This is a genomic window from Hyphomicrobium sp. GJ21 (genome assembly GCF_001006785.1).
GTDB lineage: Bacteria > Pseudomonadota > Alphaproteobacteria > Rhizobiales > Hyphomicrobiaceae > Hyphomicrobium_B.
This window is the reverse complement of record NZ_CDHO01000001.1, coordinates 94,045-113,763: the sequence shown is the minus strand read 5'-3', so window position 1 is coordinate 113,763 and position 19,719 is coordinate 94,045. Positions and strand designations below refer to the sequence as shown.

At 60.8% G+C, this 19,719-nt stretch carries 18 protein-coding genes; 13 read left to right on the top strand and 5 right to left on the bottom strand.

Annotated features, from left to right (window positions below):
* Window positions 1–11: 11 nt before the first annotated feature.
* The 3 genes from nhaA to pdxY form a co-directional block, all read right to left on the bottom strand.
* A complete protein-coding gene (gene nhaA, locus HYPGJ_RS00525; protein WP_046845403.1) occupies window positions 12–1,205 on the bottom strand; it encodes a Na+/H+ antiporter NhaA in 1,194 nt (397 codons plus the stop codon).
* Window positions 1,206–1,326: 121 nt separating this feature from the next.
* Window positions 1,327–1,698 (bottom strand): arsenate reductase (glutaredoxin), encoded by a 372-nt coding sequence (gene arsC / locus HYPGJ_RS00520; protein ID WP_046845402.1) that lies wholly within the window; start codon window positions 1,696–1,698, stop codon window positions 1,327–1,329.
* A gap of 22 nt (window positions 1,699–1,720) precedes the next feature.
* Complete coding sequence (gene pdxY / locus HYPGJ_RS00515; protein ID WP_046845401.1) at window positions 1,721–2,521, bottom strand: pyridoxal kinase; 801 nt, start codon at window positions 2,519–2,521, stop codon at window positions 1,721–1,723.
* A 161-nt stretch (window positions 2,522–2,682) separates the two neighbouring features.
* Between pdxY and HYPGJ_RS00510 the strand changes: the two genes are divergently transcribed.
* From HYPGJ_RS00510 to HYPGJ_RS00475, 8 genes are all read left to right on the top strand, one after another.
* Complete coding sequence (locus tag HYPGJ_RS00510; RefSeq protein WP_046845400.1) at window positions 2,683–3,624, top strand: CoA ester lyase; 942 nt, start codon at window positions 2,683–2,685, stop codon at window positions 3,622–3,624.
* 125 nt (window positions 3,625–3,749) lie between these two features.
* Window positions 3,750–4,808, top strand: a complete 1,059-nt coding sequence (locus HYPGJ_RS00505) for a MaoC family dehydratase (RefSeq protein ID WP_046845399.1) — start codon at window positions 3,750–3,752, stop codon at window positions 4,806–4,808.
* A gap of 186 nt (window positions 4,809–4,994) precedes the next feature.
* Window positions 4,995–5,408 (top strand): succinate dehydrogenase, cytochrome b556 subunit, encoded by a 414-nt coding sequence (sdhC, locus tag HYPGJ_RS00500; protein ID WP_046845398.1) that lies wholly within the window; start codon window positions 4,995–4,997, stop codon window positions 5,406–5,408.
* 2 nt (window positions 5,409–5,410) lie between these two features.
* Window positions 5,411–5,791, top strand: a complete 381-nt coding sequence (sdhD, locus tag HYPGJ_RS00495; RefSeq protein WP_013217191.1) for a succinate dehydrogenase, hydrophobic membrane anchor protein — start codon at window positions 5,411–5,413, stop codon at window positions 5,789–5,791.
* A gap of 4 nt (window positions 5,792–5,795) precedes the next feature.
* Window positions 5,796–7,643 (top strand): succinate dehydrogenase flavoprotein subunit, encoded by a 1,848-nt coding sequence (gene sdhA / locus HYPGJ_RS00490; RefSeq protein ID WP_046845397.1) that lies wholly within the window; start codon window positions 5,796–5,798, stop codon window positions 7,641–7,643.
* An 85-nt stretch (window positions 7,644–7,728) separates the two neighbouring features.
* Window positions 7,729–8,328, top strand: a complete 600-nt coding sequence (locus HYPGJ_RS00485) for a hypothetical protein (protein ID WP_046845770.1) — start codon at window positions 7,729–7,731, stop codon at window positions 8,326–8,328.
* 138 nt (window positions 8,329–8,466) lie between these two features.
* Window positions 8,467–9,246 carry a succinate dehydrogenase iron-sulfur subunit gene (locus HYPGJ_RS00480; protein ID WP_046845396.1) on the top strand — a complete coding sequence of 260 codons (780 nt, stop codon included), beginning with the start codon at window positions 8,467–8,469 and terminating at the stop codon, window positions 9,244–9,246.
* Window positions 9,247–9,293: 47 nt separating this feature from the next.
* Window positions 9,294–9,686, top strand: coding sequence for a VOC family protein (locus tag HYPGJ_RS00475; RefSeq protein ID WP_046845395.1), 393 nt, complete (start codon window positions 9,294–9,296; stop codon window positions 9,684–9,686).
* A gap of 552 nt (window positions 9,687–10,238) precedes the next feature.
* On the opposite strand, the gene HYPGJ_RS00470 is transcribed toward HYPGJ_RS00475, so the two are convergent.
* Window positions 10,239–10,835: a GNAT family N-acetyltransferase gene (locus HYPGJ_RS00470; RefSeq protein ID WP_013217186.1), complete on the bottom strand. Its 597-nt coding sequence runs from the start codon at window positions 10,833–10,835 to the stop codon at window positions 10,239–10,241.
* 276 nt (window positions 10,836–11,111) lie between these two features.
* Between HYPGJ_RS00470 and zapE the strand changes: the two genes are divergently transcribed.
* On the top strand, window positions 11,112–12,236 hold the full coding sequence (gene zapE, locus HYPGJ_RS00465) for a cell division protein ZapE (protein ID WP_244465958.1): 1,125 nt from the start codon (window positions 11,112–11,114) through the stop codon (window positions 12,234–12,236).
* Between the two features lie 185 nt (window positions 12,237–12,421).
* Window positions 12,422–13,393 (top strand): malate dehydrogenase, encoded by a 972-nt coding sequence (gene mdh / locus HYPGJ_RS00460; RefSeq protein ID WP_046845393.1) that lies wholly within the window; start codon window positions 12,422–12,424, stop codon window positions 13,391–13,393.
* 66 nt (window positions 13,394–13,459) lie between these two features.
* Here mdh and HYPGJ_RS00455 read toward each other — a convergent pair whose 3' ends face one another.
* The gene (locus HYPGJ_RS00455; protein ID WP_013217183.1) at window positions 13,460–14,104 is read right to left on the bottom strand and encodes a 2OG-Fe(II) oxygenase; all 645 of its coding nucleotides are present in this window, start codon (window positions 14,102–14,104) and stop codon (window positions 13,460–13,462) included.
* 203 nt (window positions 14,105–14,307) lie between these two features.
* On the opposite strand from HYPGJ_RS00455, the gene sucC reads away from it, so the two are divergent.
* The 3 genes from sucC (at window position 14,308) to HYPGJ_RS00440 (ending at window position 19,588) form a co-directional block, all read left to right on the top strand.
* Window positions 14,308–15,507 (top strand): ADP-forming succinate--CoA ligase subunit beta, encoded by a 1,200-nt coding sequence (gene sucC / locus HYPGJ_RS00450; RefSeq protein ID WP_046845392.1) that lies wholly within the window; start codon window positions 14,308–14,310, stop codon window positions 15,505–15,507.
* 111 nt (window positions 15,508–15,618) lie between these two features.
* The gene (sucD, locus tag HYPGJ_RS00445) at window positions 15,619–16,518 is read left to right on the top strand and encodes a succinate--CoA ligase subunit alpha (protein ID WP_046845391.1); all 900 of its coding nucleotides are present in this window, start codon (window positions 15,619–15,621) and stop codon (window positions 16,516–16,518) included.
* 109 nt (window positions 16,519–16,627) lie between these two features.
* Window positions 16,628–19,588 (top strand): 2-oxoglutarate dehydrogenase E1 component, encoded by a 2,961-nt coding sequence (locus tag HYPGJ_RS00440; RefSeq protein ID WP_046845390.1) that lies wholly within the window; start codon window positions 16,628–16,630, stop codon window positions 19,586–19,588.
* Window positions 19,589–19,719: the final 131 nt, after the last annotated feature.

Sequence of the window (19,719 nt, the reverse complement as noted above, 5' to 3'; positions counted from 1 at the left end):
GGTTCTCCTTTTTACGAGCCGCCGCGCAGCGTCACGCCTTTGCGCAAGCGGGTGTTGGTTCTCAAAAGCACGAAATATCCGAGAATCGCCGACATCAGCGAACCGCTCAGCACACCGAGTTTCACGTGGCCGTTCGCCTGAGCATCAGGGAATGCCAGCATGCCGATGAACAGGCTCATCGTGAAGCCAATACCGCCGAGGATGGCTGTGCCGAATAGCTGCATCTCCGTTGCGCCATCCGGTCGCGCACCGAGCCCGCTCGTCATCGCCGCCTTGGCAAAAGAGTAAATCCCGAGCGGCTTGCCGATGAGCAGGCCAAGCGCGATGCCGAGCGAAATCGGCGAGGTAAAGTCCCGAAGCGAAATCGCCGCAAACGAAACACCCGCATTGGCGAGCGCGAAAATCGGCAGAATGAGGAAGCTGACCCACGGTCCGAGCCGATGCTCGGTCGCTTCGAGCGGACCTTCTCGGCCTCGGCCGTCGGTCAGTGGTACCGCGAGCGCGGTCACGACACCGGCAAGCGTCGCGTGGACGCCGGATTTCAACACGCACAACCAGACGAATGTGCCGACGAGGGCATAGGCCCACATCCGCATCACACCGTAGCGGTTAAGAAGCACCAGGCCTGCAACACCGGCAAAGGCGAGCGCCAGCGCCGAAAACGACAGGTCGCCGGTATAGAAAAAGGCGATGATCAGAATGGCGCCGAGATCATCTATGATCGCGAGCGCCAGAAGGAACACCTTGAGGCTTTGAGGCACGCGCGAGCCGAGTACCGCCAGAACCCCGACGGCGAACGCGATGTCGGTCGCGGCCGGGATCGCCCACCCACGAAGTGCGATATTGTTGTTCCAATTGATCGCCGCATAGATGAGCGCCGGCACGATCATACCGCCCAACGCCGCAATCACGGGAAGCAGTGCGGCCTTGCGGTTCGACAACGCGCCGCGCAGCATTTCGCGCTTGATCTCGAGCCCAACGACGAAAAAGAAAATCACCATCAAAGCGTCGTTGATCCAGTGCAACAGCGACTTGGACAACGAGAACGGCGCGATGCCGACGGCAAACGGCAGCGCCAGCGCCCGGTCATAAGCATCGCTATACGATGAATTGGCGATGATGAGCGCGAGAACGGCGGCGCCGAGCAGCGCCATTCCTGCGGCAGCTTCACGGCTGACGCCCGTCGCAGTCGTTTCCGGCTTCATTTATGACCTTTGATTTCCCAAATAGGGAAATCGTAGGTAGCAAGGCCTGCCGGGGCAAGCGAAACGTTGGACCGCATCGCCGCATCGCGGACTGCGGCAACTGCCGTAAACGGATAAAACCTTATGCTTGAGAAGCGCGCCGCTTCGGTAGGATTTCAAGAACGGTGTCCGCCGGACGGCAGAGGCGCGTGCCGAGTGGCGTCACGACGATCGGGCGGTTGATCAGGATCGGATGCGCTATCATCGCGTCGATGATCGCGTCGTCGCCAAGGCTCGGATCGGCGAGCCCAAGTTCCTCATAAGGCGTCCCTTTTTGCCGAAGTAGAGTCCGTGGGGTGATGCCCATTGCCGTGACGAGCTGCACGAGTTCTTTGCGTGTCGGCGGCGTCTTCAGATATTCGATCACGCGCGGCTCTTCGCCGTGCTCGCGGATCGTTGCCAGCGTCGTGCGCGACGTGCCGCAAGCCGGGTTGTGATAAATCGTAATCGTCATTAGGCGTCCTTTCCGGCTTCCCTCATGTTGAAAGCCAGGACCAGTCGATCAACGGCAACATGAGACGATCGCTGCCGCGGCTGGCTTCCACGCCGAAGGCAACGCCCTGCGTTGCATGGTTCCATGCATCCGACACGGACGCGCCGTTGAGCAGGCGCGCGGTCAGAAAGCCGGCAAACAGGTCGCCTGTCCCATGCGGAACGTCGGCAAGCTTTTTCACGGTGCTGATTTGAACGTTCCTGCTCTGGACGAGTACGTTTGCTAACTCATCCGGCCCCGACGGAATGGACGTCGCAGCCACGATCGGACAGGCGAGCGTCAACGCCGCCTGCGCCGCATCCTCGGGCGATTGCACGTCCTGACGTGCGAGCCAGCTCAGCTCGAACCGGTTGGGCGTGGCGACGTCGGCGAGCGGCACCAGCGCGTCGCGTACCACCGCCGCCGCGGCCGCATCGATGTAAAGGCCCTCCGGATCGTCGCCAAGAATTGGATCGCATACGTAAATGATCTGCGGACTGATCTCGCGCATCCGCTTGACGAGCCTCGCGACCCAGGTCGCATGCCCGACCGACGGCAGATATCCGGAAAGCACCGCATCGAACGTACCGAGCCAGCCGTTCGCCTCGAGCGCGGCGCTCATCTTTTCCAGCGCAGCCGGCTCGAGAATGACGCCGGCGCATTTCTCGCGCGCCGGATGATTCGACAGCACGACCGTCGGCAGCGCCACGACCTCGATCCCCGCCCGTTGCAGCGGTGCGATGGTGGGACTTAGCCCGACCGTATCTTGCGCGACGTGCGATGAAATAACGAGAATTCGGCGCATGGTCCTGATTACGCTTGAAGATCGTGCGGAGGCGCACCGTTTCAAACCGGGCGAGCAAAGCGTTCTAACACGGCTCCTCGGCAGCGCATCCGCGTTAATGCGCGCCGTGACGTTTATCGCTTGGCTCGAAAGTTGAGGTATGCCTCGCGCCCGGATGCGTTATGGTGCGCCGCACCATCCCCGCAGCTCCGGAGCCGACGCCGATGGCGATGAGACCAAGACGCAGCGTTCTCTACGTTCCAGGAGACAACGAACGCGCCATCGACAAAGCCAAGACGCTTGCCGCGGACTCGATCATTCTCGATCTCGAGGACTCCGTCGCGCCCGCGAACAAGGAACTGGCCCGCAAGCAGACGGTCGCCGCCATTCACGCAGGCGAATTCGGCTCGCACGAAGTCATTCTGCGCGTCAATCCCATCGAGACGCCGTGGGGCATGGCCGATCTTCAGGCGGCGATCGCGGCCGTGCCCGATGCGATCCTGGTTCCGAAGGTATCCCAGTCCGGCGACATCGTCGGCACCGCGAAGGTGTTGAAGGCCGCCGATGCCGACGCGCGCATTCGGCTCTGGGCGATGATCGAAACGCCGATGGGCATCATCAACGCCCGCGAAATCGCGGCGTGCGGTCCTGACCCCGACAACCGTCTCGTGTGCTTCGTCGTCGGGACCAACGATCTCCTGAAGGAAAGCCGCGCACGGGCCGGCAGCAACCGCTTCGCCGTCGTGCCCTGGCTGGCGATGACGCTCGTTGCGGCGCGCGCGTACGGGTTGGACGTCATTGACGGCGTGTACAACGATTTTAAGGATGATTCGGGATTCCGTGCCGAATGCGAGCACGGTCGCACGCTCGGCATGGACGGCAAGACCCTGATCCATCCCTCGCAGGTTGCGCCCTGCAACGAAATTTTCTCGCCAAGCGACGACGAGGTCACCTGGGCGACCAAGATCATCAAAGCCTTCGAACAACCGGAAAACGCCCGCAAAGGCGTCATTACCGTCGAGGGACGCATGGTTGAGCGGCTGCATCTCGTCATGGCGAAAAGGGTTGCCGCCATTGCCGACGCCATCGATGCGCGAGCGCGCATCGAGGAGCCGTGGTTCTGAGCCCGCATAGAAACCAAGGCGTCTGCGGCCCTTGATCGCGTCTCTCAGTCCCGAAAAGGGTTGCGGTTCACGTCCCACATCCTGAAAAAGAACCGCAACAACCGGCGGCAACGAAGGCGAGACCGATGGCGGACACGAAAACCAACGCAGGCAATTTCTTCGAGGATTTTCGCTTCGGTCAGGTCATTCAGCACGCAACGCCGCGCACCGTCACCGATGGCGACGTCGCGCTCTATACGGCGCTTTATGGTTCACGGTTCGCTGTGCAATCGGCAGATACCTTCGCCAAGGCGATCGGCTATCCGAAAGCACCGCTCGATGACCTTCTGACCTTTCATGTCGTCTTCGGGAAGACGACGCCGGATATCTCGCTCAACGCCATCGCCAACCTCGGCTATGCCGATTGCCGCTTCCTGAAGGCGGTCTATCCCGGCGATACGCTCACCTCCACGTCGGAAGTCATCGGACTAAAAGAAAATTCCAACGGAGAAACCGGCACGGTTTACGTCCGCTCCACCGGGCGCAATCAGGATGGCCAGGTCGTCCTCGAATATTGCCGCTGGGTGATGGTGAGAAAGCGCACGAAGGGATCACCCGCGCCGGAAGCCGTGGTGCCGAAGCTGCCCGATCGCGTTGATCCCAAGGATCTCGCGTCGGCCGTTCCCCCGCTCGACATCTCGAAATACGATCTCGCGCTCGCAGGCTCGCCGCATCGCTGGGGCGATTACAACGCGGGCGAGAAAATCGACCACGTCGACGGCATGACGCTCGAGGAAGCCGAGCATCAGACCGCAACGCGCCTCTATCAGAACACCGCGAAGGTTCACTTCAATCAGCACACCGAGGCCAAGGGCCGGTTTGGCAAGCGCATCGTTTACGGCGGCGTCGTCATCTCGCTCGTTCGCGCGCTTTCGTACAACGGCCTCGGCAACGCATTCCATCTGGCGGCGATCAACGGCGGCCGTCACGTCGCCCCGACGTTCGCCGGCGACACGATCTACGCATGGTCTGAAATACTCGAAAAGGCCGAGATCCCGGATCGCAAGGACATTGGCGCGCTGCGCGTCCGTATGGTCGGCGTCAAGAATCAGGACTGCTCGACGCTGCCGCTGAAGAACGAAAAAGGCGAATATGCCGAAGGCGTCGTGCTCGATCTCGACACGTGGCTCGTCCTTCCGCGCTGACCGGCTGATCGTTGCGATCGGCTGACGATACATTCTATTTTGGCGTCGGCGTGCGTTCGCATTCGTGCGCGCCGGGCCTCGCCGATTTTGTTTGTCCGTTTCGACGTTCGGGTTATGTGGCATTTGGAGAATTGCCGCGTGGCCTGCGAGACGCTAAAACGCTGCTCCGAGATTAGAAGGTATCCAATGCAAGCCATCCCAGGGCGTAGTTCGCGACCGGAGCGGCCGCTTTCTCCCCACCTCCAGATCTATTCGCCGCTGATCAACATGATGATGTCGATCGTGCATCGCATAACCGGCGCTGCGCTGTATGTCGGCTCGCTTCTGTTGGCGGTGTGGCTCCTCGCGGCGGCCTCGGGGCCGGACTATTACGATTACGTCGCCGGCCTGCTCGGATCGTGGCCAGGAAAGATCGTCCTGCTCGGATACACCTGGGCGCTCATGCATCACCTGCTCGGCGGTCTCCGGCATTTCATCTGGGACACGGGGCGCGGCTACGATCTCAAGACCGTCGATCTGCTCTCTTGGGGAACGCTGGCCGGATCGCTCGTCCTGACGGCGCTGATCTGGATCGGCGTCGCCATGTCGGGAGGGCTTTGATCATGACGATGCGAACGCCTCTGAAAACGGCGAGATACCTCGGCTCCGCGAAAGAAGGCGCCGACCACTTCTGGAAGCAGCGCGTCACCGCTGTGGCGAATGTCGTCCTGGCTGTCTTTCTCGTCTGGCTGGTGGTCTCGCTGACCGGCGCCGATTACGCGACCGTCAAGCGTCAGCTTGGCAATCCGCTTGTTGCACTGGGCCTGCTCTCGCTCGTGCTATCCGGCGCGATCCACATGCGCCTTGGCATGCAGACGATCATCGAAGACTACGTGCATGGCGAAGGGGCGAAGATCGTCGCGCTGATGCTCAATACCTTTTTCACAATTGTCGTTGCGCTCGTCAGCATCTTCTCCGTGCTGAAGCTGAGCTTCGGGGCTTAGGGACATGGCGAATACGAACGGCAAAACGAACGGAGCCTCGGCCGCACCGGCTGTCGGCGGCAAGGCGTACCCAATCGTCGATCATCAATATGATGTGGTTGTCGTCGGCGCGGGCGGCGCCGGTCTGCGCGCCACGCTCGGCTGCGCCGAGGCCGGACTGAAAACGGCGTGCGTGACGAAGGTTTTCCCGACGCGTTCGCACACCGTTGCCGCGCAAGGCGGCGTCGCGGCGGCCCTCGGCAACATGGGCCCGGACGACTGGCGCTGGCACATGTACGATACGGTCAAGGGCTCCGACTGGCTCGGAGACCAGGACGCGATCGAATATCTCTGCCGCCACGCCCCCGCCGCCGTGTACGAGCTCGAGCACTACGGCGTGCCGTTCTCGCGTACCGAAGACGGCAAGATCTATCAGCGCCCCTTCGGCGGCATGACGACCGACTTCGGCGAAGGTCCGCCCGCGCAGCGCACCTGCGCCGCCGCCGACCGTACCGGCCATGCGATGCTGCACACGCTTTATGGGCAGTCGCTGCGTTACGCGGCGGAATTCTTCGTCGAATACTTCGCGCTCGATCTGATCATGGATCGCGACGGCGCCTGCCGCGGTATCATCGCGCTGAACCTCGAAGACGGAACGCTGCATCGCTTCCGCGCCAAGAAAACGATCCTCGCGACCGGCGGCTACGGCCGCACGTATTTCTCGTGCACGTCGGCGCACACCTGCACGGGTGACGGCAACGCCATGGTGCTCCGCGCCGGACTGCCGCTGCAGGACATGGAGTTCGTGCAGTTCCATCCGACCGGCATCTACGGCGCGGGCGTTCTGATCACCGAAGGCGCGCGTGGCGAAGGCGGCTATCTCACGAATTCCAAAGGCGAGCGCTTCATGGAGCGCTACGCGCCGCACGCCAAGGATCTGGCGTCCCGCGATGTCGTCTCGCGTTCGATGACGGTAGAAATTCGCGAAGGCCGCGGCGTCGGCGCCGAAGGCGATCACATTTTCCTGCACCTCGACCATCTCGATCCGAAGATCCTGGCCGAACGTCTGCCGGGCATCACAGAGAGCGCCAAGGTCTTCGCAGGCGTCGATCTGCGCCGTCAGCCGATCCCCGTGCTGCCGACGGTCCATTACAACATGGGCGGCATCCCGACGAACTATCACGGCGAGGTTCTGACCAAGAAAGACGGCAATCCCGATCACGTCGTGCCGGGATTGATGGCGATCGGTGAGGCCGCGTGCGTCTCGGTGCATGGCGCCAACCGTCTCGGCTCGAACTCGCTCATCGACCTCGTGGTCTTCGGCCGTGCGGCAGGTCTTCGTTGCGCCGAGACGATCGAAACGGGCGCGATGCAATCCGAACTGCCGAAGGACACCGACGACAAGATCCTCGACCGGCTCGACAGGTTCCGCTTCGCGAAAGGGTCGACGCCGACCTCGGCGCTGCGCCTGCGCATGCAGAAAACAATGCAGGCGAACTGCGCCGTCTTCCGCGACGGTCCGGTTCTAAAGGAAGGCGTCGAAAAGATCGCCGCCGTCTGGCGCGACTCAGCCGACATTTCCGTTACCGACCGCTCGCTGATCTGGAATTCCGATCTCGTCGAAACGCTTGAGTTCGATAACCTCATCGCGCAAGCCGCCGTGACGGTCACCGGCGCCGAAAATCGCAAGGAAAGCCGTGGCGCGCACGCGCGCGAAGACTATCCCAAGCGTGATGACGTCAACTGGATGAAGCACACGCTCGCCTGGGTCGACTACGCCACGAAGACGGTGAAGCTCGACGAGCGGCCCGTGCACACCCGGACGATGACCAACGAAGTCAAGTACATCGAACCGAAAGCACGCGTTTATTGATCGTTTCGTTATGCGTGCGGCGGGTAGAAATAGCGCGTCGCCATGAAGACGCGGTATGGTGCGGCGCCTTGAGGAGCCGCACCCATTGAGCAAGTCCACATCCGAACCGGCCGATGAATCCGATACCCGTATGCCGCCCGATCCGTTCGCGGCCGTGCTGCCCGCGCTCGCGGCGCTGGGCGCAATAACCTCGATCGCGGCGATCAACTGGTCGGGCGAGGGTAAGCTCGCGACGCGTACGCGAACGAAACGCAAGACGTCCGCTGCGCTTCGCGACCTGGAAACGTGCTGCATGGGGCTCGTTGAGATTTTCCGCCGCTTCCAGCGTCATCCGCGCGTCTTCGCTGGTGAAGGCGGCCAGGCCTCCGCTCCGTTGAAGTTCGGCGTGCACGGGCAGCGCATCCGCGCCGATGCGCAACGCCTCTATCTGCAACTCATGAACGATATCGCATCGATGCTGGTTCTCGCCGCTCAGAACGCGTTCGACGTGATGACCTCGATCGAAGATGGCGACATCGATGCGCCGGAAGAGATCTTCTTTGCCTTCGGCGAGCAGCAGGACCGTCTCAACACGGTGCTTCAGACGCGCGTGACGCTGCGCACCGCCGTCGACACAGGCGCAGACATCGCCGAGCGTCTGGTCGCCTTGGTGGCCGAACTTAAGACGTATCAGAAGCCTGCTTAACGCGCTTCGCTGAAAAGCCGATCGGCTTTAGGCACCAAAGAACGGCCTCCCGCGACGAGCGCTGCCGTTGACAGGGTGGCCCGATAGGCGCTTCTGTCGTGGCGGTCTTTTCTCGTCACGTGGTCATCCGGCAATCACATGGTTCAGCTCACACTTCCGAAAAATTCCAAGCTCACGCGCGGCAAAACCTGGAACCAGCCCGATCGCGAAGGCGACTGGAAAGAGTTTCGCATTTATCGCTGGAATCCGGACGACAGCGAAAATCCTCGCATCGACACCTATCAGATTGATCGCAAGCAGTGCGGGCCGATGGTGCTCGACGCGCTGATCAAGATTAAGAACGAGATCGACCCGACACTGACGTTCCGCCGTTCCTGCCGCGAAGGCATCTGCGGTTCGTGCGCGATGAACATCGACGGCACGAACACGCTCGCCTGCCTCAAGGGCATGGACGACATCAAAGGCCCGGTGAAGATCTATCCGCTGCCGCATCTCGAGGTCGTGAAGGATCTTGTTCCGGACCTGACCAACTTCTACGCGCAGCACCGCTCGATCGAACCGTGGCTCAAGACCGACACCGCGACGCCGCCGAAGGAATGGAAGCAGTCGCGCGACGATCGCAGCAAGCTCGATGGTCTCTACGAATGCATTCTGTGCGCGTGCTGCTCGACGTCGTGCCCGAGCTACTGGTGGAATTCCGATCGCTACCTCGGCCCCGCGATCCTTCTGCAGGCCTATCGCTGGGTCATCGACAGCCGTGACGAAGCGACGGGCGAGCGTCTTGATAACCTCGAAGACCCGTTCCGCCTCTATCGCTGCCACACGATCATGAACTGCGCCAAGGCCTGCCCGAAGGGCCTGTCGCCCGCCAAGGCGATTGCGGAGCTAAAAAAACTGATGGTCGAACGCCGCGTCTGAAACGTTGAAGATGGGCTGAGCGCGCCGGATCAGAGAAAGGTCATGCCATGCAGGACATCCTCGATCACATCGGCTTCCCCATCACCGATTATGGGCGCTCTCTCGCGTTCTATAAGCAGTCGCTGGCGCCACTTGGCATCGTGATGCTGAAGGAAGTGAGCCTGTCGGAGGACGGCGCGGACGGCTACGCCGGGTTCGGGCGTCAACGTCCCCAATTCTGGATCGGGACAGGATCGCCGCTAAAAGGCCGGCTGCACGTGGCGTTCGCCGCGACCAGCCGCGAACAGGTTCAGGCCTTTTACGAAGCAGCGCTCGCCGCAGGCGGCCGTGACAACGGCCCGCCGGGCCTAAGACCCCATTATCATGAAAATTATTACGGCGCTTTCGTTCTGGACCCGGACGGTCACAACATCGAAGCGGTGACCCATTTGCCCGAATAGGGCGGCCCGGCAGCGCCTCAAAACCTGTTTGAAACGCCCTAAAAAAAGAAATGGCCGGTGACGCTAATCGCTGTCGCCGACCATTTGAAAGTATTGGACACCGAAGTGCCGGTAATCGGTTTACTCCCAAGCTCGAATGCCCAATCCGGAACCCGGGAGTACCAATCCGAATTAGGCGGCTTTGCGCTTCGCCGTCTTCTTCACTGCCTTGCGAACCGTCTTCTTGGCGGCCTTCTTCGCGACCGGCTTCTTTCTCTTCGCAGGTGCCTTCTTAGCTGCTTTAGCCATAGGTTTAGTCTCCCTCTAGAGTTCGAATCAGCTCGAACTCAACAAACATGAGCAAATTCGCGAAGTTTGTAGACAAAGAAGTTTGATATATCGCATAAAAAGGAGTTTATTAACGCGAATTGTTGCGCAAATGTCGCAATTTTTCTTATTTTCGCGGCCCTATTCCCCTTTCGGGAGATTGGGAGATGCGAATTTCCCCGATTTTTGATTCCCAATTTCGAATCACGATTCGCGTTTTCGCCGTTCCGTTGCGCCGTGAACGGATCAAAACGGCTTCACTCCATTGATGCGCGCCTGCATGTCGAGCGCCGAGTGCAAGTACGTCATCGGTTCATCGATCATGTCGGCGACAAGCGATCTGTAGTCGGCGCGATTGGGAACGATGTCGGCGAAGATGGATCCGTCCTCGATCTTGAGGTCGGCACCGTAGTGACGCGCGATCGCCTGCATCTTCGCATTGCTCGGCATGCAGACGAGTGTGAGGTGGCTGTATCCGCGATTGCGTGCAGTGCGAATAACGCGCCCCATCAATTGCGTTGCGATACCGCGATTGGCGAAAGCTCTTTCGACCGAAAATGCAACTTCGGCATTTGCCTCGCGCATCAAAGTGCCGGGACGCAATTCGGCAACGCCGCGAACGACGCCGTCGACGAAATATCCGAATGTCACGTTTCCGAAGTCGCTGGCGTGCGCCGCATAGGTTGCGATGAAGGCGTCGGAAACGTCATGACCGAACCGGCGATGGCGCGCGTCGCCGTCGAGCCGCTGCAGGTGATCCCTGAACAGATAGCTTTCGCTGGCGAGCAGCCGCCGAATAAATCCAAAGTGCGCGTCGCTTTCGACGTGAGCATCATCAAGCATGACTAGCCTCGTAAAGTCGGGAGCTCAGCGCCGCCGGGTCGCCAAGCCCTCGTAATCTAACGGGAAATGATGCTTAATTTGTGCGAAGCAACAAGGTCTTGCTGCAACGCAGTAGTGCATTTTTGGGCGACGGATGTCTGAAAACCTCAGCCGACGGCGCTTTTCGGAGCCTTTCGTTCCACCGTTTGTCGCAGAGGTGACATTCGGTCGCGCACCCCTCACACCGGCGGAGCCCGCCCGGTGTTGCGCGCCGAGCATCATCCCGACTACCGAGGCATGACAATTTGGGCTGGGCGCATGGGCACGATTATCGACGGTTACCGACAACGTCTGGCGGAGCACGAGATCGAGCCCGACCCGGCGCAGGCGTTCCTCGCAGCCCGGCTGGACGAATTGCAGGCGAGTCTCGTCGCCAGCCATCGCAACCGAAGCGTCTTCTCGCGTCTGCTCGGAAGATCCTCCGCGATTCCGAAAGGGCTCTACGTCTGGGGCGCTGTCGGCCGCGGCAAGACCATGCTGATGGATCTTTTTTTCGAGACCATCGAATTCGAACCGAAGCGGCGCGCGCACTTTCACGAGTTCATGGCCGACGTACACGATCGCATCGGCGCGGCGCGAGATGAGACGCCCGGCGATCCGATCCCGCATGTCGCGAGCGCCATCGCGCGCGAGGCGCGTCTCTTATGCTTCGATGAGATGCACGTTTCCGATATCGCCGACGCGATGATCCTCGGCCGTCTGTTTCAAAATCTTTTCGCGGCTGGCGTGACCGTCGTCGCGACATCGAATGCGCGTCCATCCGACCTTTATAAAAACGGCCTCAACCGCCAGCTCTTTCTTCCGTTCATTGATCTTATCAGTGCACACATGGATGTCGTCGAGTTGCAGTCCGAGAAAGATTTCCGGCTCGACAAATTGTCAGGCGCACAGCTCTATTTTTATCCCGCCGATGCCGCCGCACGCGCGTCGCTCGATGCCCACTGGGACCGCCTCACCGGCAAGCATCCGGGAAAACCGCAAACGCTTGAGGTCAAGGGACGGAAGCTCGTCGTTCCGCTGGCGTCCGTCGGTGTCGCGCGCTTCAGCTTCGATGAACTTTGCAATCGCCCGCTCGGCGCCAACGACTATCTGCATATCGCCCACGCTTTTCACACGGTCATCATCGATGACATCCCGGTTTTGACGCCGGAACGTCGCGACGTGGCGCGGCGTTTCATCAACCTGGTCGACGCCCTTTACGACAGCCGTATCTGTTTGATCGCATCCGCCGCTGCCGAGCCGTCCGCCCTCTATCCGGAGGGGAGCGGAGCGGAAGCGTTCCAGCGCACGGCGTCGCGCCTTACGGAAATGCGGTCCGAGGCTTATCTTGCGGGTCATTCAGGCGGCCGGGCCAGACACTGAACCAGACACTGAGCTAGACACTGAATTTATTCATTGATGCAGTGTGGGCGTCGTATGTCCGCTGCAATCGGTTTGATACCAAAGTTGCGGCTTGCCTTTGAGCCGCCAACGAACTTGATTAGGCGAAAGAACGGAATAGTCGTTCTCATCTGCAACTGGTTAAATTTCCTCGGGGGAAAGCTCGAATGGCGCGCGCCAAAATCGCATTGATCGGCTCGGGACAGATTGGTGGCACGCTGGCGCTGCTGGCTGGTCTCAAGGAACTCGGCGACATCGTCATGACCGACATCATCGAGGGCGTTGCCAAGGGCAAGGCGCTCGACCTCGCCCAGACCGCCGCCGTCGAGGGTTACAATGCCAAGCTGTCCGGCGCCGGCCCCGAAAACTATGCCGCAATCGCCGGAGCCGATGTCTGCATCGTGACGGCCGGCGTTCCGCGCAAGCCCGGAATGAGCCGCGACGATCTTCTCGGCATCAATCTGAAGGTGATGGAGCAGGTCGGCGCCGCCATCAAGCAGCACGCCCCGAACGCTTTCGTCATCTGCATCACGAACCCCCTCGATGCGATGGTTTGGGCGCTGAGAAAATTCACCGGCCTTCCGGCCAACAAAGTCGTCGGCATGGCCGGCGTGCTCGATAGCGCGCGCTTCAGCTGCTTCCTCGCCGAAGCGGCTGGCGTTTCGATCGAAGACGTTCGCGCTTTGACGCTCGGCGGTCACGGCGACGACATGGTGCCGCTCGTCCGCTATTCGACGATCGGCGGCGTCCCGCTGCCTGACTGCGTGAAGCTCGGGTTCTTCAGCCAGGAGCAGCTCGACGCGATGATCAAGCGCACGCGCGGCGGCGGCGGCGAGATCGTCGCTCTGCTCGGCACCGGCTCGGCATTCTATGCGCCGGCCGCGTCCGCAATCGCGATGGCCGAGAGCTACCTCAGAGACAAAAAGCGGATGCTGCCCTGCGCCGCCCATCTTAACGGCGAATACGGGATCAAGGACACCTATGTCGGCGTCTCCGCGATCATCGGAGCGGGCGGTATCGAGAAGGTCGTGGAACTCGCCTTGGACGAAAACGAAAAGGCGATGTTCGACAAGTCCGTCGCGTCGGTCCAGAGCCTGATCGACGCCTGCAAGAAAATCAGTCCGGCGCTCGCAAGCTAAAGGGCGGAGCGCGCTGTGCACGCGATCCGCCTCAGGCACGGCCACGCGAACGCGCAAGCATTCGCTTCAGCCGAAATGAAAGATCTTCTTCAGACTGTGGGACAGGGATCCGCGTCTTTCCTTCCGGGCGACATCTTCTTCACTGCGAAGCCACGTCATTTGGACGACGCGGCGCTCGCCGACGAAAGGCGTGTGGCCGTGCCAGGAACAGTCGGACCGGCGGAACGCGAACACCGTTCCGGTCAAAGGGCTGATCTGCTCTACATAGTCTTCAAAGTCCTTGCCATTGCGCAGGACGCGAAGGCAGCCGGCGGCCGTGCCGTCCCATTTGTCGTTCAGATACGTCAGCATGGTCGCGATCTTGGCTTCTCCATCTGTGTGGATGCGGCCGTCTTTCGCCTGCGAGACGCGGCGGATCGTAATCATCTTCGGCTTGTCGACGAGATCGATATCGAGCTTCTCGGAAACGATCTCCGACACCTCGGGGCTTTTAAGGTCTTGCAGCAGCTTCGCGAACTCTCCGTGCGCGCCGCTTCCGACATCGGCCTCGGTGAAGAAGCCGGGTTCTCTAAGATCCGGATAGTCGGCCTTCAAAGGCTTTATCGCCTGCGGTCGAATGAAGTTCTCGCCGATGAGGAAGTTATAAGGATCGTGCCCTGTGCGCGCGGATTTCAAGCTTTCAATGTCGATGCATGCAAATTCCTGAGACATGAACATCTCCCGTTGCAGACCATCCCATTCTCCCAACTGGATTCGCGGCGGTGCCGAATGCGCCTCATAGGACGTCGGTCCGAAAATGCAGGGACCAGGCACCAACATCGGTTTTACGGGCCGAAAAAGCGGCCTAATCACGGCATGCGCGGTAAAATGCGTGTACCAAATTTTCAAACTATGCTGCGGAATGGAGTCCAAGCATGAACATCCACGAATATCAGGCCAAAGAGCTGTATCGCGCCTATGGTGTCCCGACGCCGAACGGTTTCGCGGCGTTCTCGGTCGCCGAAGCGGTTGAAGCGGCGAAGAAACTTCCCGGGCCGGTGTGGGTGGTCAAAGCGCAAATTCATGCCGGAGGCCGCGGCAAAGGCAAATTCCTCGAAGCGTCTGCAGGCGACAAAGGCGGCGTTCGCCTCGCTAAGTCGATCGACGAGGTGAAGGAATTTGCCGAGCAGATGCTGGGTAAAACGCTCGTCACGGTCCAGACCGGAAACGCCGGGCGCATCGTCAATCGCCTCTATATCGAGGACGGCTCCGCGATTGATCGCGAGCTTTATCTTTCCGCGCTCGTCGATCGTTCAACGTCGCGTGTCGCCTTCATCGTCAGCCAGGCAGGCGGCATGAACATCGAAGATGTCGCGCACGATACGCCGGAAAAAATTCACACCCTGACGATCGATCCCGCCACCGGCTATCAGCCGTTTCACGGCCGCAAGGTCGCCTTCGCGCTGGGCCTCAAGGGCGATCAGGTGAAAGCGGCGGGCAAGCTCGTCGAGAACCTTTACCGCATGGTCGTCGAGAAGGACATGAGCCTGCTCGAGATCAATCCGCTGGTCGTCACAAAGGATGGCAAGCTCATCTGCCTCGACGGTAAGATGAACTTCGACTCCAACGCGCTTTATCGGCACCCCGAAATCGTCGAGCTGCGCGACCTCGGCGAAGAAGATCAGACGGAGATCGAAGCCTCGAAGCACGATCTCGCGTTCGTCAAGCTCGACGGCAATATCGGCTGCCTCGTCAACGGCGCCGGCCTCGCAATGGCGACGATGGACATCATCAAGCTCTATGGCGCGGAGCCTGCCAACTTCCTCGACGTCGGCGGCGGCGCATCGAAGGAAAAGGTGCGCGAAGCCTTCAAGATCATCCTCGCCGACCCGTCCGTGAAGGGCATCCTGGTCAATATCTTCGGCGGCATCATGCGTTGTGACATCATCGCTGAAGGCGTGATCGCGGCGGCCCGCGAAATGGACATCAAAGTGCCCCTCGTCGTGCGCCTCGAAGGCACCAACGTCGATCTCGGCAAGAAAATCCTCAAGGAGTCGGGTCTCAAGATCATTCCGGCCGACGACCTTGCGGATGCCGCCAAAAAGATCACCGACGAGCTGAAACAGGTCGCCTGATCTTCGCCGGAATGCCGAAATATCTCGCATTGGCACGATAGTTGGTCTTGCTGCACCGCAAAAGATGCGCGACATTCCGAGCCTCAAAAATACAGTCAATGCGGGGACGGAATGTCAATTCTGGTCGACAAGACGACGAAGGTCATCTGCCAGGGCATAACAGGCAGCCAGGGCACGTTTCACACGAAGCAGGCGCGGGCCTACGGGACGAAGATCGTCGGCGGCGTAACCCCGGGTAAGGGGGGCAGCAAGCACCCCGACGCCGAGCTTGCCGACGTGCCTCTTTTCGACAGCGTGGCGGAAGCGGTCGCGAGGACTGGCGCCACGGCGTCGTCGATCTACGTGCCGCCCCCGTTTGCGGCCGATGCCATCCTCGAAGCCATCGACGCGGAAGTGCCGCTGATCGTTTGCATCACCGAGGGCATCCCGGTGATGGATATGGTGCGCGTCAAGCGCGCCCTCGACGGCTCGAAATCGCGTCTCGTCGGACCGAACTGTCCCGGCATCCTCACGCCCGATCAATGCAAGATCGGCATCATGCCCGGAAACATCTTCAAGCACGGCAGCGTCGGCATTGTATCCCGTTCGGGAACCCTCACATATGAGGCAGTGAAACAGACGACGGACGTCGGCCTTGGCCAGACGACCGCCGTCGGCATCGGCGGCGATCCCGTAAAAGGCACCGAGTTCATCGACGTCCTCGACCTCTTCCTGTCGGACGAGGAAACGCAATCGATCATCATGATCGGCGAAATCGGCGGTTCCGCCGAGGAAGACGCTTCGGAATTTCTGACGCGGGAAGCTCGCAAAGGCAGAAAGAAACCGATGGCCGGATTCATCGCCGGCGTAACCGCGCCGCCCGGACGGCGCATGGGTCACGCGGGCGCGATCATCTCCGGCGGCAAGGGCAAGGCGGAAGACAAGCTCGCGGCGATGCAGGCCGCAGGCATCGCCATTTCGCCAAGTCCCGCTGCCCTCGGCCGTACACTAATTGATATCTTGCGCGCGTAAGATCTCAGCCAGCACATGGCCGAACCGATTGGCGGCATTTTTTTGATCTCGACCGTGCGCGTCATCCCGAGACCTCGATAGGCAACCGAGCCTCAAAAGGACGAAGCAGATGTCACGAAATGGCCAGAACGAAGCGTTTCTTCGCACCTCGTTCCTGAGCGCAGCGAATGCACCCTACATCGAAGACATGCAGGCCGAGTACGAGCGCAATCCGGGCGCCGTCAGCGACGAATGGCGATTGTTTTTCGACAGCATCAAGGAGCCGGCCGCGGGGAAATCCGTTTCCAATGGCCCCGCCTGGGCGCCGCCACTCGAAGCGTTGTTGAACGATACCGGTACCGATCGCGATCTGGTCGGCGCGTTGACGGGCGACTACGGCGCAACCGAGCGCGCTATTCGCGATAAGATCGAGCGGCGCGCGCAGCTGGCGGGCTTCGAGATCACGCCAGCCGCTTCGCTTCGCGCGACGCAGGATTCGATCCGCGCCTTGATGCTGATCCGCGCCTATCGCGTCATCGGTCACCTTGCGGCCGACCTCGATCCGCTGGGCATTGCCGATCGCCGCGTCCATCGCGAACTGTTGGCCGAGACCTACGGCTTTACCGAAGCCGATCTCGACCGGCCGATTTTCATCGATCACGTCATGGGCCTCGAAACGGCGACCATGCGACAGATCCTGACGATCCTGCGCCGCACGTATTGCCGCCAGATCGGCTTCCAGTTCATGCACATCACGGATCCGGCGCAGAAAAGCTGGATTCAGGAGCGCATCGAAGGACCGGAAAAGGACATCAGCTTTACGCCCGAGGGCCGCAAGGCGATTTTGCGCAAGCTCGTCGAAGCCGAGACCTTCGAGAAATTCTGCGACCTGAAATATACCGGCACGAAACGCTTCGGCCTCGAAGGCGCGGAAGCGATGATCCCGGCGCTCGAACAGATCATCAAGCGCGGCGGTCATCTGGGCGTGCGTGAAATCGCGCTGGGCATGGCACATCGCGGCCGTCTCAACGTTCTCGCCAACGTCATGGCGAAGCCGCTGCGCGCGATCTTCAAGGAGTTCAAGGGCGGCTCATTCAAGCCCGACGACGTCGAAGGTTCAGGCGACGTCAAATATCACCTCGGCGCATCGTCGGACCGCATGTTCGACGGCAACGGCGTGCATCTCTCGCTGACGGCGAACCCTTCGCATCTCGAAATCGTCGATCCTGTCGTGCTCGGCAAGGTGCGCGCGAAGCAGGATCAGCAGGGCTGTTCCGGTGGCGACCGCACACCGGTGCTGCCGCTGCTCATTCACGGCGACGCGGCGTTCGCGGGCCAGGGCGTCGTCGCGGAATGCTTTGGCCTGTCGGGACTGCGCGGCCACCGCACGGCAGGCTCAATCCATTTCATCATCAACAACCAGATCGGCTTCACGACGGCGCCCTATCACTCGCGTTCGTCGCCCTACTGCTCCGACGTCGCGTTGATGATCGAAGCGCCAATTTTCCACGTCAACGGCGACAATCCGGAAGCTGTCGTTCACGTCGCAAAGATCGCGACCGAGTTCCGCCAACGCTTCCAGAAACCTGTCGTCATCGACATGTTCTGCTATCGCCGTCACGGTCACAACGAGACCGACGAGCCGATGTTCACGCAGCCGGCGATGTACAAGCGGATCAAGGCACATCCGACCGCCGTCGAAATCTACTCGCAATCGCTGATCGACGAAGAGGTCATCACGGTCGCCGAATTCGACGAAATCAAAGCCTCGGTGCGCTCCAATCTCGATAACGAATTTGCGGTTTCCGATGGCTATAAGCCGAACAAGGCGGACTGGCTCGATGGCCGCTGGTCGGGCATCACGCGCGCCGACAGCGATGATTGGCGTGGCAACACCGGCATCCCGATCGAGACGCTGAAAGATCTCGGCCGCCGCCTGACGTCCATTCCGAACGACTTCCACATTCACAAGACGATTACGAAGCTTCTCGAACGCCGCCGCGAAATGACGGAGTCGGGTGTCGGCATCGATTGGGCGATGGGTGAGCATCTCGCGTTCGCGTCGCTGTTGATGGAGCGCTTCCGCGTCCGCCTATCCGGCCAGGATTGCGAACGCGGAACGTTCTCGCAGCGCCACGCTGTGTTCATCGACCAGGAAACGGATCGCCGCTTCGCGCCGCTCAAGCACTTGGCGCCAAATCAGGCCAACTTCGAGATCGTCAATTCGATGCTCTCGGAGGAAGCCGTGCTCGGCTTCGAATATGGCTACTCACTCGCCGAGCCCAACGCGCTGACGCTTTGGGAAGCACAGTTCGGCGACTTCGCGAACGGCGCGCAGGTCGTGTTCGATCAGTTCGTCTCGTCCGCCGAGCGCAAGTGGCTGCGCATGTCCGGACTCGTCTGCCTTCTGCCGCATGGCTACGAAGGTCAGGGCCCGGAACATTCGTCCGCGCGTCTTGAACGCTATCTGCAGCTCTGCGCGGAAGACAACTGGCAAGTCGCTAACTGCACGACGCCCGCGAATTACTTCCACATTCTTCGCCGTCAGCTGCACCGCAACTTCCGCAAGCCGCTGATCTTGATGACGCCGAAGTCGCTGCTCCGGCACAAGCGCGTCACATCGAAGATCGAAGAGTTCGGTCCCGGAACGAGCTTCCACCGCTTGCTTTGGGACGACGCCGAGCGCGGCGTCTCCTCTCTCAAGCTTCGCCCCGACGATGAGATCAAGCGCGTCGTCGTCTGTTCCGGCAAGGTCTATTACGACCTGCTGGACGCACGCGATGCTCAGGGACGTGACGACGTTTACCTGCTCCGCGTCGAGCAGCTCTATCCGTTCCCGGCGCGCGCGCTGATCCAGGAACTCGGCCGGTTCAAATTCGCGGAAATCGTCTGGTGCCAGGAAGAGCCCAAAAATATGGGCGCGTGGTACTTCATGGACGCGAATATCGAATGGGTCTTGACCCATTTGGGTTATATTCACCGTCGCCCACGCTATGCCGGGCGGGCGGCGTCCGCGTCGACCGCGACCGGCCTCCTGTCTCAGCATATCAAGGAACAGACCGCGCTCGTCGCCGACGCGCTCGGAACATAGCAATAGCCGCGATCGGCGCAGGCTCTGCTGAGAGGACACGCCGGTCGCAATCAACGAAACTCCGGGCTTGCCGCCGATTGGTCTGGAGCAAGACGAGCAACCGCGATCGGCGGCCGGCTCCGCGAAGCGGA

Excerpts from the sequence above, each read along its gene's own strand:
- nhaA (WP_046845403.1), bottom strand. The coding sequence starts at position 1,205 with ATGAAGCCGGAAACGACTGCGACGGGCGTCAGCCGTGAAGCTGCCGCA.
- arsC (WP_046845402.1), bottom strand. The coding sequence starts at position 1,698 with ATGACGATTACGATTTATCACAACCCGGCTTGCGGCACGTCGCGCACG.
- pdxY (WP_046845401.1), bottom strand. The coding sequence starts at position 2,521 with ATGCGCCGAATTCTCGTTATTTCATCGCACGTCGCGCAAGATACGGTC.
- HYPGJ_RS00510 (WP_046845400.1), top strand. The coding sequence starts at position 2,683 with ATGGTGCGCCGCACCATCCCCGCAGCTCCGGAGCCGACGCCGATGGCG.
- HYPGJ_RS00505 (WP_046845399.1), top strand. The coding sequence starts at position 3,750 with ATGGCGGACACGAAAACCAACGCAGGCAATTTCTTCGAGGATTTTCGC.
- sdhC (WP_046845398.1), top strand. The coding sequence starts at position 4,995 with ATGCAAGCCATCCCAGGGCGTAGTTCGCGACCGGAGCGGCCGCTTTCT.
- sdhD (WP_013217191.1), top strand. The coding sequence starts at position 5,411 with ATGACGATGCGAACGCCTCTGAAAACGGCGAGATACCTCGGCTCCGCG.
- sdhA (WP_046845397.1), top strand. The coding sequence starts at position 5,796 with ATGGCGAATACGAACGGCAAAACGAACGGAGCCTCGGCCGCACCGGCT.
- HYPGJ_RS00480 (WP_046845396.1), top strand. The coding sequence starts at position 8,467 with ATGGTTCAGCTCACACTTCCGAAAAATTCCAAGCTCACGCGCGGCAAA.
- HYPGJ_RS00475 (WP_046845395.1), top strand. The coding sequence starts at position 9,294 with ATGCAGGACATCCTCGATCACATCGGCTTCCCCATCACCGATTATGGG.
- HYPGJ_RS00470 (WP_013217186.1), bottom strand. The coding sequence starts at position 10,835 with ATGCTTGATGATGCTCACGTCGAAAGCGACGCGCACTTTGGATTTATT.
- zapE (WP_244465958.1), top strand. The coding sequence starts at position 11,112 with ATGACAATTTGGGCTGGGCGCATGGGCACGATTATCGACGGTTACCGA.
- mdh (WP_046845393.1), top strand. The coding sequence starts at position 12,422 with ATGGCGCGCGCCAAAATCGCATTGATCGGCTCGGGACAGATTGGTGGC.
- HYPGJ_RS00455 (WP_013217183.1), bottom strand. The coding sequence starts at position 14,104 with ATGTCTCAGGAATTTGCATGCATCGACATTGAAAGCTTGAAATCCGCG.
- sucC (WP_046845392.1), top strand. The coding sequence starts at position 14,308 with ATGAACATCCACGAATATCAGGCCAAAGAGCTGTATCGCGCCTATGGT.
- sucD (WP_046845391.1), top strand. The coding sequence starts at position 15,619 with ATGTCAATTCTGGTCGACAAGACGACGAAGGTCATCTGCCAGGGCATA.
- HYPGJ_RS00440 (WP_046845390.1), top strand. The coding sequence starts at position 16,628 with ATGTCACGAAATGGCCAGAACGAAGCGTTTCTTCGCACCTCGTTCCTG.